Raw genomic sequence first — 12299 nt, 5'->3', positions numbered from 1 at the left:
CGCCGGTAATCACCTCGAACTTTGCTATCGTCATAGTGCTGCTCCTAGGATTATTCCTAGGACTTCACCGATACGGCGAACGCTGTGAAGGCGGTACACCGCGTGGGCTTACTTTGATATGAGGGCCTGGATCTGTGAATTGAGCGTGGCATTCGTTCAGCGCTTCGGGCCGGTGAATGGACGGGGACGCTCAGCGCAGCGGGTCTATCCCTAGCACTTCTCGGATAGCAGTGACGGCATCGACCCCGGTGCGGCGCATGTGCAGCCGCACCTCGTACAGCTTTGCATCGACTAGATAGCGGTACCACAGCCCCTGAAGGAAGTGGAACGCGGCACCCTCACGCCCGTCTAGAAAGCCCAGCCGCAGCACGTAGCGGTAGAGAAAATAGGCAAGGGCCCGCAGCCCACCGGGTAGGCGTGCGTACGCGCGTTCCTTCAGCCAGCGCTTGACACTGGCCTGCTGCCCTCCACGCAGGTCGGCCGGTTTCTCGTGTGGCGTGAAGCCGTAGTCCAAGTTCAGCAACTCCACTGCCTCGCGGCTAGCATAGCGGTTGTGCTTGTCGATCCACCAGCCAAGCGGATTGAGATTGTCGTCCAGTAGTTCGCTCTGCAATGCAACGACTTGGCCCGCGACGGCGATGTGTTCATCCATCCAGCGGTCTTCACTGCGGCCGCGGCCCAGGCGAAACAGCCGCAAGATATGCACCGGAAACAGCCCGCCGTGCCGGATCGGTCTACCCAGAAAGGAAATACGCCGTGGAACGGTAAGCCCTGCCACGTCGTCAGGCAGGTCGGGCAGGCGCTTAGCAATCTCGGTCCCCAGCGCTTCTGATACGACCTCGTCAGCATCCAGGCGAAACACCCAGCCGGTATCGGCGGGCAGCCGGTCCAGCGCCCAATTGAATTGCCGCGCCTGGTTAACGAAAGGATGGGTAAACACCTCGGCCCCCAGCGCCTGCGCCTGAGCAACGGTGTCGTCGGTCGAGCCACTGTCAACAACAATGCAGCGGTCAGCAAAAGGGGCGACCGACCGCAACGCCCGTCCGATATGCTTCGTCTCGTTCATGGTCAAGATAACAACAGTCAGGCGCGGTACGGTTGCGGCCTCGGTCAAAGCAGAGCGCCCAGATTGACCGAGGCCGGCTCGGAAAAACCCGCCTGTCTCTCGTCGGGACAACCTAAACTTCTGCGATAAGGCGCGGCCGCGGCCGCAGTAGCGATACCCTCGGCCATGCGGAGCGCCAGTTGCACAAGCGCCAGGCTGGGGCTCGCTCCGCCGACTGTGGGAAAGACCGACGTCGCCAGCGCGCGCAGACCCGGCACCCCGTGTACGTTCAGTGCAGCGTCGACCACGCCGGTATCGGCGGTGGGACCGATGCGTGTAGTCCCGGCCGGATGGTAGATGCCGCCGCCGGACCGCAACATCGCATCGATTCGGGCTTCCGGTCGTCGCTCGAGCCGTGCAATCCCACTCAACCGCCCGGCGTGCCAGCGTTCGACCGCTAAGGCGGCCACGGTCCGGAAGTGGGCAATGTCCGCCTCGGCGATCCGCCACGAAATTCGCGCCCGCGGCAGCCCGAAGGCATCTGTAGCGCTCTCAGCTAGCATGATGCGATGCGCTGGCTCCGGCGCCTGTTCTGTCACCAGATGTAGTTCGAAGTCCGACCCTGAGGGCGGATAGACGCGCCGCTCGACCCCTCGCCACCAGAGGGCGCGAACGAACCACGGCAGGTCCGCTAGGATCCGACGAACATCGTACGCCTGGGGCAACTGGCGCCGCTGCGCCGCCTGGAACAGTCCGCGCAAACCTTCGAAGCCGCTCTCGGGATCGCGCGTGAAGGCCACGTGCAGGAAGGCAGCAGGCAAACCCGCCTCGGTGCGAGCCGCAGGACCCAATTCGAACCGCAGATTACGGAGGCCGCCCTTAACGAAGCGAAAACCAAACATTCGCGTAATCAGTCTTCGGTCGATGTCGGCAAGATCAGCGATGGGAGCCGAAAGATGGTCGTGAAAGCCCCTGCCCAGAGGCGAGTTCAGCGGAAAGAGTCGGTCGTCCTGCGCGCGATTTAGCAGCAGCAGCAGCCGAGTCGTCTCGATCGCGCCTGCGGCCAAGACCACGACCGGAGCGCGCGCCTTCAGGCGATGGCCGCTCCGGCTTTGCGCGTTAACCCCTTCAACCCGGTCGATCATCAGATCGATCCCCGTTACCGTTGCGCCGGTCCAGACGTCGATCCGCGGGTCGCGCCGGATGCGCTTCGCGAACAAGTTGGCGGTGCTGCGGTTGCGAAACGTCGGCCACTTTGGCTGCCGCGGCAGGAACCCGTGCAGCAGATCATCCCCACATCCGTGCGGCGCGCCTTCGTAACTTTCCGCCGTGACGCCGAAGGCAGACTCTGCCGCAGGCAACATTTGATTCAGCATTTGAGGCTCGATCCCCCATCCGGCATGCCAGCCGCAGGGATGTGGGCCCAGATCCTCCGGCAGATAGGGCAAAAGTGCCCCCCCCCACCGCGTCGACGTGCCACCCAAGCAACGAAAGCGCCCGTATTCCGCCCCGAAGTAGCGGACGTCATCCATCTCGGCAGCGTTAAGGGGATGGGTCTGACCATCCTGCGTCTCGGCGCCGCTTTCCAGCACCAGCACCCGTAGGCCCCGCGTTACAAGCGCGTCTGCTAGGAATAGGCCTGCGAGACCAGCGCCGACCACAATCACGTCGGCCTCCACCGGCATGTCCGGGCCCGAAGCGTCGAGTGACCTCAGCATGGCGCCTCTTGCGCCGCAGCCCTGCCAAATTCCGACAACCTTGTCTGCGACCGTGTCGAAACGACAATGGCGCCACTGGGGTTGCGGGCCAGTGCACCGGTCAGAATCTGCGCCCCGCAGCGCCCGCCGGCCCCGGACGTGAAATAGCCATATGTGAGTTGTAAAGATCGGCCCAATCGGGTTACAATGTCGGCCTCGCGTGTTTGTAGACCGTCGCGCACCTGAATTACTTGCGCCAGCGCGCCGCCGTCCTTGAGGAAGGGCGCCACCATCTCCGCCGGACCAGCGACGCCCACATGTCGGATGCGGTCCTTTTCGGCCACGAGCCAGCGCTGCCATTCCTCAGTGCGTAACAGGCCAGGGGCGGGATCGTGCAGCAGCAGCAAGTCTACATGTCCGCGGCGCAATCGTCGCAGACTGTCTTCAAAGCTGCGCTGGGCCCTTGCCACGCTCAAATCGACAACTGCACGCGACAGCGCCGGCCACAGCTTGCCGCCAGCCTTCCGCACCAACATAGTAGTATGTCCTCGGCTAATACCACCCGGCGGATAAAGCCCCACTTTCGTTGCGACTGTGAATGCCGAATCACTGCCAAACGCCGCGCCGAACGCGCTTTCGGCCCCGCCGAAGCCATAGAGTGGCGCAGTGTCAAAATGCGTAAAGCCGGCGACTGCGGCGGCCTCCAAGTGGGCCGTCTGAAGCGGCAGGCGGCCTACGTGGTGCAGGCTTGCAGTTCCGAAAACGAAACGGCTGACGCTAAGGTCCGTGCCGGGCAAGTCCAAGCGACGCATCGGTTAGCCACGCTCCGCGGCAATATGGGAGGGTCCAACCCAGCGCGTTGCGAGTCCGGCCGCCTTCAGAACGCGCTCGATCTCGGCCGGAGCGTGCGGCTGCCCGCGATCTGCCAACAGTCCGAAGTGGACCTCGACGAAGACTCCGCGCAATCTGGACGACTTGAGCAGCTTCGTCATTCCGCGCAACACTTCCAACTCAAACCCCTCTGTGTCGATCTTCACGAGGTTCGGAGCCAGGGCGTCGCCTTTCTCCAAGAGGCCGTCACCAGTTTCGAGCCGGATTGCAACCCCGTGCTCGCCATGCTCAATGATCCGGCTGGTCGCACCTAAAGCGTCGCTACCGGCCTGCATTATGACGCTGCCTGCCTCGGCCCCTAGCGCCGACACATGCAGTTTGTAATTCTCTATGCCCTGCATTTGTGCGCGAAACCGTTCGGCCGTTGCGGGGAAGGGCTCGAAAGCCACCACATGTCCGTCAGGCCCCACGGCCTCGGAGAAGCGCTTTGTGTAATAGCCAACGTTGGCTCCTACATCCCATACAACGTCGCCGGACCTGAGCGCGGCGGAAAGCGCATCGTCAAAGGCGTGCTCGTAGCCGCCCCCAGCACGGAACCCTGCCAGACGGCGGTTTAGACCCGTCTTGCGGACAATGTTGCGCAGACCGATGAAAGCTGGGTTCGTTTGCCAAGTCACGATATCGTTTGTCCTTTGAAGGCGGTGCGGTCGCGCAGATGGCGGGCAGGGTTGCCGCCCATGACGGACCCGGCGGGCACGTCGCGCACGACCACCCCACGGGCCAAGATGACGGCCTGAGCGCCCACGGTCACGCCGGGGCCCACGAACACCTCCGCCGCGATCCACGCTCCGTCCTCCAGCGTGATCGGCGCGCCCGTCAGTGGAAAACCGGGATCGTTGAAATCGTGGCTTGCAGTGCACAGATGACTGCGCTGACTGACGGTCACTCCGCGGCCCAGCCGCACAACAGCTACATTGTAGCACGTCACCCCGGGGCCGAGACAGCTTTCCGCGGCCATGTGAAGATTCCAGGGCGCCCAGATTGTCACGTCCGGGTAGACATACACTCGCCCCTCGATGCGGGCGCCGAAAGCGGCTAAGATGCAACGGCGCCACCCGTGAAGAGCGATCGGAGTCGGCCGATAGAGGAGGCATCGGACGATGCCCCAACCGAAGCGGCGCAACTTATCCCGCCAGGTAACCCGGGCAAGAACAAAAAGTCGAGTCATAGGATCGATCTCTTATAGGCACGGACCGTTCTCAGGCAGCGGCTCCATCCCTGGGTGGCGCGATTGGTGGCTGCGCCGAACTGCGTGCCGGATCCCGTCATTCGACCACGCAGTCGGGTCGGTCGCACTCCCTCAAGCACCAAGCGTAGACTCGCGCCATCTGCGACGCGATTCCGTCCCATCCGAAGTCGCTGCGCATCCATTCGCGGCCCCGGGTTCCCATTGAGGCGCGTGTAGCATCCGGCAGCGACAGCGCCGCGTCCAGGGCGGCTGCCATCGCTTCGGGTCCATGCTCGACCCACCAGCCACAGCGCTTCGTCTCCAGCCCCGGCCAGGGCGCGCCCCTGGTGCTGATTACGGGCACCCCGGTAGCCAGCGCCTCGGCGACGACCATTCCAAAATTCTCGTTTAACGTGGGAAGCACGAACAGCCCAGCCCGGCGGTAGGCATCCCATTTTGCGGCGCCATAAAGCGGCACGTCAAAGGTCACCCGCGGCGCGCCCAACTCGCGCACTTGGCGTTTCAAGACGTCGCGAAAGCCTTGTTCCGACGGGCCGACGATGCGCATCTGCCAATCGGGATGGCGTGGCGCCACACGCGCCCACGCCGCGACGAGCCGGTCAATGCCCTTTTTCGGGTGCAGCCGGCCCAAATGCAGCACCGTGCGTTCCGGTGCTGGATCGCCCTCAGGAATGTCGATCCCGTTCGGGATCACCGCTACTGGTGCAGTGAGTCCCATGCGTCGGACGTCATTCAATTCCGCTTCGCTGGTTGCATGAAAGCAATGTACGCTCTGCAAGGCGCGACGCTGCATAAGCCACCACATAGCCTTTTTCCGGGTGGTCGAGAAGGCCATCGCCTCGGGACCCAGCATCCCCCGGGGAGACACCACCATCGGCACGCCGTGCCGGCGTGCCGCACGTGCGGGATAAATGTTGGGCATCAACCACAGCCCGTGGCAATGTAGCACTGCCCCCTGCTCCGCCGCGGCGTCCAACGCCCGCGTTAACCCCCCCGACACCATCAGCCGGCTCGCCACCGGCATCCGCGCCATGTCCTGATCAAAAATCTGCAGCCCCGGTTCGGGAGAGCGCCGCCCAACAGCCATCACAGCACAATCAACGCCGCGCCTGCGGAGCGCGGCCCCCAGAGCGGTCACGGAGTAACTTGGTCCCGCCGCCTCGTCATCAACCGAGGCAACAATCTGTCGGCAGATGAGCATTTTAACTACGGTCCTGACGGCACAATTGAATGACGTTGCTCCCTTTAGGGCGGACGCCAACGTGCCAGCGCGCAGAGCAAGCAATGTTAATGCATGATACTACGATAGCGATGCCCCGAGCCACGATCTTCTGATCAAACGTCCAGTTAATCAATTCAATCGCACAAGTCTGAAATTGAGAGAACGGGTGCGCAAGATTTGAGAAATCTCGGAAAACAGCTTTCATATGGAAATGGTCCGTACGGATTATATCATCGAACACCAGATTCTTAACCTGCAGCGCGTCATTCGGCAAGTTCATCAAACGTAGGCTTACCGCCGCTTCCAGATGGTCTACTGGTCTGCCCCCCACGCAGTGGTCCTCCCTCGGGTATGGTTTTTGAGCCGTTGGAGGACGAGAGAATGCCGCGAAAGAAGCACAAGCCGGAGGAGATCGTCGCGAAGCTCCGGCAGGTCAATGTCCTGGTTTCGCAAGGCGGTCCGGGTGCCGAGGCGGTGTGCGCGATCGGCGTGAGGCAATTCACCTACAATCTCTACGGACGGCTCTCCCGTTGCAAGCAGGCTTTGATCTGATCCGCGTGGTCTGTTGCAAACATCTATCCGGCGTCACCCTGTGCCGGGGCGCCCAAATGGCAAATCCGCTCCCGCACGCCTCTACAGCTGGTAGGCCTTGATAGCAATCAGGCTCTTTGCGCGCCGGTCCGACCTGCGCGTCTCATTTCTCCGTCAGCTAGCAGTCATGATGGGCAGGCTCTTCGGGCAGCGGCGCTATGGTTCGCCCGGGCGAAGCACGGTCCAGATGATCCGCGCGTTCTTGTTGGCGACGGCAACCGTGCCCGGTTGAAGCCCCGTCGCTCCCGAAGTTGGTTGACCCACTGGTTCAGTGGGTCGGTCTTGTTCGCGCAGGCTCTCACCACGGCTCTGGCGCCATGGACTAGAAGGCTGCGCAGATGCTAATTGCCGCGCTTGGGGATGCCCATCAGCACGGTCGATCGCCGCCTGAGAACTGGCGCGGCACCAGGCCGACCCAAGCCGCGAGATGACGGCCGCTCTTGAACTCGGCGCCGTTGCCGACGGCCGCGATGATGGCCGTGGCGGTCTTCGAACCAACGCCTTTGATTCTGGCGACATGCTGGCAAGGCTCGCTCTTGCGAAACACCCGTTCGATCTTCTTGTCGAACGATGTGATGCGGCGGTCGAGATCGCTGAGGAGATCGTAGAGCTCGTGGATGGTCTCGCGGGCCATCGGCGTCAGCTCGTGGCTGAAGTCGGTCAGGATGTCGGGCATCAACCGCCGGGCACAGGTGATGCTCTTAGGCATCGCCAAAGCGCGGTCGAGCAGAAGGCCCCTGATCTGGCTAACCACGGCTGTGCGATGGTTGGCCATGCGCTGGCGACCCCGGTGCAAAGCCTGGACGTCCTGCTGCTCGATCGGCTTCTTCGGCGCCAGAGGGATGTGGGGCTGCCAGGCAGCGGTGCAGATCGCCTCAGCATCGCTGCCGTCGTTCTTCTGCCGACGCGCGAAGGGCTTCACATACTGCGGGCTGATGATCTTCACCCGATGTCCGAGCGCCTCAAACTTGCGGGCCGAGGTGAAGGCACCGGTGCAGGCTTCGACGACGATCGTGCAGGGCTGGGTTTGCGCTGTCACTTCGAGAAGCTGATCGCCCATCACGCGTCGCTTCAGCACGACGCGGCCGCTCGCGTTTACGCCATGGAGTTGGAAGACGTTCTTGGCGAGGTCGAAATTGAGGATGTCGAGTGTCATCTCATGCCTCCCTCCGGTCGGCAAAGCCTCAGTTTGCGACCCATGAGGGAGAGCCGTCCATGCCATTAGCTGGCGCAAGGAGTTTGGCGGCCTGAGAGGCAGTCAGGTCAAGCGTCTGAAGGATCTGGAGAGGAGAGCGATCGGCTGCGCAAGGCCGTCCGACCTCCCGCTGGAGAAGCTGATCCTTCGAGAGGCTGCCTCGGGAAACTTCTTCTCTATTCGGGGTTCATCGGTCAACTCTCCTTTTGAATCTTCTTCCGTCGCGGACTGCATGGTGCCTGCGGGGCTCTTGCTTCTCTCCGAGGTCGACGATCGCGTCGCCTCATGATGGGATCAGAAGGAGTGGGCGGAGCCATCTGAGCCGCGCGATCAGCGTTGAGCTGTCGCACTAGTTTCCCCGGTCTCGCCCGCTCCCGTCGTCCCCGCAGGGACCTTCTCCCGCGAGGGAGAAGCTGGATGTGGTCGTCGCTGCCTTTCCTGCTTCGTCAGGCGGATTGGGCGGCGGACCAGCGGAAGTCTACTCCGTCCCGCCACATGCGGTGAAGGACGATTGCGAGCTTGCGGGCGACTGCCACGATCGCCTTCTGCATACCTCTTCGCTTGGCTACCGCCACACCCCAGGCCTTCAACGAATTCCAGCGTCCGCGGGCGCCCGTCAGCAGCACCAACGCCGCCTCGTAGAGGGACGACCGCATCAGCGCATCGCCGCACTTCGAGACCCGACCATGCCGTGCCGTTTCCCCGGACTGGTAGAGCTTTGGCGTCAGCCCGTAATGAGCTCCAACGCAGTTGGACCGGCTGAAACGGGCGGGGTTATCGACGCAGGCGCGATAGGTAAGCGCCACGATCGGACCGACCCCGGGCGCCGTCATCAGTCGCCGGCAGATCGGGTCGGACCGGACCTCGTCGAGCAGCATCTTGTGCAGTTTGGTCAACTGGGTCCGCAAGGACGAACGAGCTTGAAGGAGCGGTACCAGGACCGCTTCCACGAACGGAAGCGGGGCGATCAGATCACGGACACGAGACTCGAACCCGGCAGCTCCCACGATTCCGACCTTCAGGCCGAAGTTGCGGAGCTGGCCGCGCAGATCATTCTCGATGTCGTAGACCTTGCGCTGCAAAAGCTTGCGGGATGTGAGCAGCAGCCGTCGCTGCTGGGAGGCCAACGTTTTGACATGAACGGGCTTGAACAGCCCGACGCGCATCATCTGGGCAATTCCGAGCGCGTCGTTGCGGTCCGTCTTGTTGATGCGGGCGGACAGCACGGCGTGCATGTGGCGTGTCTCGACGCAGATGGCTGGAAGTCCCGCTTCCACTAGGCCTGCATAGATCCATGCCGAAAGCGTGCCCGCTTCCAGACCGATCCGGCTGAGGGCGAGGCCGAGTCCGACAAGATGATCGCGGATGGGCACCGGGTCGCTTTCCACAACGGCGCGATGAACAACGCGGCCCTGAGCGTCAACGATACAGATCGCTGTCGTTTTAACGGAGATGTCGAGACCGACATGGTAATGATGCTGTGACATGGCGAAGGCTCCAGCCAAGAGTGAGGACGCCATCCTGCAACGTGTGCGACGTGCGCGGCGCCCCGAATATCCCATCTGAGCTCCACCCGCCGCCGGCGCCGCGTCGTAGCTGGACGACCCGGCCGTCATCCCCTTCCCCTAAGGCTCGCGAAAGCGCGCCCCTGTGGGGTGCGTCGCCTGTGGTTCTCCTGTCGATGGCTTTAACGGGACGAGTGCTGTGTTATGGGTCGGACGAAAAGAGTGGCGAGATCGGCAGGCGTTAAGATGCGAAGACTTACTCTCATCATCCTCGGCGCATCGCTGGTCGTGGCGGCTCTTGCTGGAGCTGAAGCGTTCGCTCGATTTGGCTTAGGCCTCGGAACACCGCCGCTCTCGGTCGCTCATCCGACCATTGAGTATATGTTTGCCCCGAACCAAGACGTTGATCGTTTTGGAAACCGAGTGCTGATCAACGAATATGGGATGCGGAGCGAGCCACTCCCTGCGGTGAAGCCTGATGGAGAATTTCGCATCCTGGTGGTGGGAGATTCTGTCCCGAATGGCGGCAACCTGACCGATCATTCGGAGTTGGCGACAAACATTCTTTCCACCGGTGGCGTGCGCGTCCTCAATGCATCTGCAGGCAGTTGGGGGCCGCAGAATATGGCAGCCTACATCGACGAATTCGGTCTCTTCGATGCTGACATGCTCGTCGTCGTGCTCTCCAGTCATGATGCCGGTGATGTCCCAACCTTCGCCCCGCTGGACCCCGCGACGCACCCTGTGGAGCGACCGATGTCCGCCATTGCAGAGGGGGTCCGCCGATACCTTCCCCGTTACCTGCCGTCTTTCGGCGGAGCCGCGGGCGCGCCAGAAGCTGCCCCCGCATCGCCGGTGATGCCCGATGCGATCGCAGCGGTCGAGAAGCTGGCCGCCATGCCGCTACCAGTTTGTTTCGTCCTGCACCCGTCTCGGCTGGAATTCGAGCAGAGGCTCTGGGACATAGGGTTTTCGGCCATAACGGAAGCGGCAGGGGAAGCCCCGATCGTGGACGAGATGCCGCTGATCCGATCCACGGCCGACTATCGCGACGGAATTCACCCGTCCCTAAGCGGGCAGGAGGTTTTGGCCGGGGCGATCAGACAATGCATTTTCGGCATATTTTCGCACGCCGAAGCTGGAGACAAGTGATGCAGACCGCTGCCACTTCCATCCATTTCGCGCACAGTCACGCGCAGGGAAAAACTTCGCGGGGCCCTTTCTGGCCTCACATCTTAATGGCTCTTTTCGGCGCAGGGTGGGCTGTCTCCTTCGATGTCGGAGTTCGGCTATATGGCGGAGAGATCGTCGCGTTGGTATGCCTGCCGATTTTGCCATGGAAGTCCGCGTATCGGCGTCATCGCATGGTCCGCAGCATTTTCGGAGCTTATTCCCTCTGGGTCGCTGCCATTATCCTTGCCGATCTATGGAACGGCACCGGGCTGTTCGACTCGGCCAGAAACATGGCAACACCGATCTTGGGTGGGATCTCGCTATTGTTTGTCGTCTCTGTCACCGCGCAGAACCCCAAGGCGCTGTTAAGTTTCCTCGCCGCCACCGCACTTGCCAAGGGCATTCTCGGAGAACCCCTCTACGGTGACAGGTTTTCTGAGGTTGCGCTGGAACTTGCGTCTCTCACGGCGGATACCAACTTCTTCAAAGTCCGCGTCGACCCGTTCCTTACACCAGCGATCCTTCTTATTGCATGCTGGCTCGGCCGCAAGAACCTGTTGACCGCCGCAGTTGTCCTTGTCTCAGCAAGTCTCGGCTATTTTGTATTTGACGCTCGGTCCAGTGGACTGGTGTTCTTCTTATCCGCCATGACTCTTGTCGCCATTTATTTCCGGTTCCGGCCAAGAATGGGGCAAATCTTGATCGCCGGTGTCGCCGCGACCGCGTTAAGTTATAGCGCCTATGTCGCTTACGTAGACTACACTTTTGCCAATAACCCGCTAGGGCACAATGGCCAGCAGCTTACGCGCATGGAAGACCCTTATAACCCCTTTGAGCTCATAATTGAGGGACGATCCGAATGGCTGGTCATACCCTCCGCTATCGCCGAACGCCCCATTTTTGGCTGGGGCTCTTGGGCAATCGATAAGGATTACCGATTCACATATATGAGAGAGGTAATAACGGGAAGCTATAATTTCGAATCCGTAGAGAGAGAAAGCTACCTAGGCTTTATTCCCGTCCACTCTCTCTTAGGTTCTACTTGGGTATGGTCAGGACTTCTTGGATTTGCAGCTATGTTACGGCTTCTGATTTCAGCATCAACGATGGCTTCTCGACTACCTCGTTCTCCAGAAAGAATTCTTTTACCAGCTGTGACTTTCTTTACACTCCTCATGTTCTGGCATTTCTTCTTCAGCCCCCCACAAGCCGTGCGTCTCTTTTTTCCTGTCGCTTTGGGATGCCTAATTGTGTCGACGCGGGAAGAGTTCGGCAAAAGGCGACGACTCGTGCAGCATCCCTATTGGGTTACGGGAGGTCGGTAAACCGTCAGTGTCTGCCGAAAAAGAAGGCGCTGAAAGCCTTCGATCCCGGCCGCGCGCGACCAGCGAGCGTAGATGGAGGCCCGCGAGAACTCGCCTGGCGGGTGATTTCGTGGTTCACTCGTCCGTCTTGACATGGAGGCAGATCGATGGAGCAGCGGTCGCTTTCTGGGCTCTCCGAGCATCTGGAACGACAGAGCAAGAACGGCGCGTCCAGTTGTCCATTCTGGCCGCCGTCGAGCACGTCTTCGCGCACCAAAAGATCCGCTTCGGCCTCTTCATCCGCACCATCGGCCTTGCCGTAACCATCCGGCTTGGACCGCGTTGCACGAGCTCCTGAGGTAACCATCCGGCGTGGCTTGCGATTACCCATAAGTTCGGCCTTGGTGGATTTCGGCTCCGATCTGGATGTCGATGAGCCGTCGCCATCCCCGCCACATGACGGTGTTTCCGGGAGGCGGATCAGAGT

Annotated in this window: 10 protein-coding genes and 3 pseudogenes; 4 read left to right on the top strand and 9 right to left on the bottom strand. The window is 61.6% G+C overall.

Annotation, left to right across the window (positions count from 1 at the left end):
• Positions 1–190 precede the first annotated feature (190 nt).
• From VQ042_RS22690 to VQ042_RS22665, 6 genes are all read right to left on the bottom strand, one after another.
• Positions 191–1114 carry a glycosyltransferase family 2 protein gene (locus tag VQ042_RS22690; protein WP_331822565.1) on the bottom strand — a complete coding sequence of 308 codons (924 nt, stop codon included), beginning with the start codon at positions 1112–1114 and terminating at the stop codon, positions 191–193.
• Positions 1111–2763, bottom strand: a complete 1653-nt coding sequence (locus VQ042_RS22685; protein ID WP_331822564.1) for an FAD-dependent oxidoreductase — start codon at positions 2761–2763, stop codon at positions 1111–1113. The genes VQ042_RS22690 and VQ042_RS22685 overlap by 4 nt, the downstream gene beginning before the upstream one ends.
• Positions 2757–3554 (bottom strand): aldo/keto reductase, encoded by a 798-nt coding sequence (locus VQ042_RS22680; protein WP_331822563.1) that lies wholly within the window; start codon positions 3552–3554, stop codon positions 2757–2759. The genes VQ042_RS22685 and VQ042_RS22680 overlap by 7 nt, the downstream gene beginning before the upstream one ends.
• Before the next feature lie 3 nt (positions 3555–3557).
• On the bottom strand, positions 3558–4250 hold the full coding sequence (locus VQ042_RS22675) for an FkbM family methyltransferase (RefSeq protein ID WP_331822562.1): 693 nt from the start codon (positions 4248–4250) through the stop codon (positions 3558–3560).
• Positions 4247–4639 (bottom strand): putative colanic acid biosynthesis acetyltransferase, encoded by a 393-nt coding sequence (locus VQ042_RS22670; RefSeq protein ID WP_331822561.1) that lies wholly within the window; start codon positions 4637–4639, stop codon positions 4247–4249. The genes VQ042_RS22675 and VQ042_RS22670 overlap by 4 nt, the downstream gene beginning before the upstream one ends.
• A gap of 259 nt (positions 4640–4898) precedes the next feature.
• Entirely contained in the window at positions 4899–6023 is a 1125-nt protein-coding gene (locus VQ042_RS22665; RefSeq protein WP_331822560.1) for a glycosyltransferase, read from the bottom strand.
• 402 nt (positions 6024–6425) lie between these two features.
• Between VQ042_RS22665 and VQ042_RS22660 the strand changes: the two are divergent.
• Positions 6426–6551 (top strand): annotated as a pseudogene (locus VQ042_RS22660) (IS3 family transposase); the annotation flags it as partial.
• A gap of 240 nt (positions 6552–6791) precedes the next feature.
• On the opposite strand, the pseudogene VQ042_RS22655 reads toward VQ042_RS22660, so the two are convergent.
• Positions 6792–7791 (bottom strand): annotated as a pseudogene (locus tag VQ042_RS22655) (IS110 family transposase).
• A gap of 70 nt (positions 7792–7861) precedes the next feature.
• Here VQ042_RS22655 and VQ042_RS22650 point away from each other — a divergent pair.
• Positions 7862–8008: pseudogene (locus VQ042_RS22650) on the top strand (IS3 family transposase); the annotation flags it as partial.
• Positions 8009–8276: 268 nt separating this feature from the next.
• Here the strand turns inward: VQ042_RS22650 and VQ042_RS22645 are convergent.
• Entirely contained in the window at positions 8277–9317 is a 1041-nt protein-coding gene (locus VQ042_RS22645) for an IS110 family transposase (protein WP_331822559.1), read from the bottom strand.
• Between the two features lie 264 nt (positions 9318–9581).
• Between VQ042_RS22645 and VQ042_RS22640 the strand changes: the two genes are divergently transcribed.
• The gene (locus VQ042_RS22640; protein ID WP_331822558.1) at positions 9582–10487 is read left to right on the top strand and encodes a hypothetical protein; all 906 of its coding nucleotides are present in this window, start codon (positions 9582–9584) and stop codon (positions 10485–10487) included.
• Entirely contained in the window at positions 10487–11833 is a 1347-nt protein-coding gene (locus VQ042_RS22635; RefSeq protein WP_331822557.1) for a hypothetical protein, read from the top strand. Before VQ042_RS22640 ends, VQ042_RS22635 begins: the two co-directional genes overlap by 1 nt.
• A 4-nt stretch (positions 11834–11837) precedes the next feature.
• On the opposite strand, the gene VQ042_RS22630 is transcribed toward VQ042_RS22635, so the two are convergent.
• Positions 11838–12299: hypothetical protein (locus VQ042_RS22630; RefSeq protein WP_331822556.1), on the bottom strand; the 462-nt coding region annotated here is incomplete at its 5' end.

This window comes from Aurantimonas sp. A2-1-M11 (assembly GCF_036549475.1).
GTDB lineage: Bacteria > Pseudomonadota > Alphaproteobacteria > Rhizobiales > Rhizobiaceae > Aurantimonas.
Note: the sequence above shows the minus strand (reverse complement) of the source record. Positions and strands in the feature narration are given on the sequence as shown.

What these genes read in the sequence shown, in the direction of transcription:
- VQ042_RS22685 (WP_331822564.1), bottom strand. Translation starts at nt 2,763, where the DNA reads ATGCTGAGGTCACTCGACGCTTCGGGCCCGGACATGCCGGTGGAGGCC.
- VQ042_RS22680 (WP_331822563.1), bottom strand. Translation starts at nt 3,554, where the DNA reads ATGCGTCGCTTGGACTTGCCCGGCACGGACCTTAGCGTCAGCCGTTTC.
- VQ042_RS22665 (WP_331822560.1), bottom strand. Translation starts at nt 6,023, where the DNA reads ATGCTCATCTGCCGACAGATTGTTGCCTCGGTTGATGACGAGGCGGCG.
- VQ042_RS22645 (WP_331822559.1), bottom strand. Translation starts at nt 9,317, where the DNA reads ATGTCACAGCATCATTACCATGTCGGTCTCGACATCTCCGTTAAAACG.
- VQ042_RS22640 (WP_331822558.1), top strand. Translation starts at nt 9,582, where the DNA reads ATGCGAAGACTTACTCTCATCATCCTCGGCGCATCGCTGGTCGTGGCG.
- VQ042_RS22635 (WP_331822557.1), top strand. Translation starts at nt 10,487, where the DNA reads ATGCAGACCGCTGCCACTTCCATCCATTTCGCGCACAGTCACGCGCAG.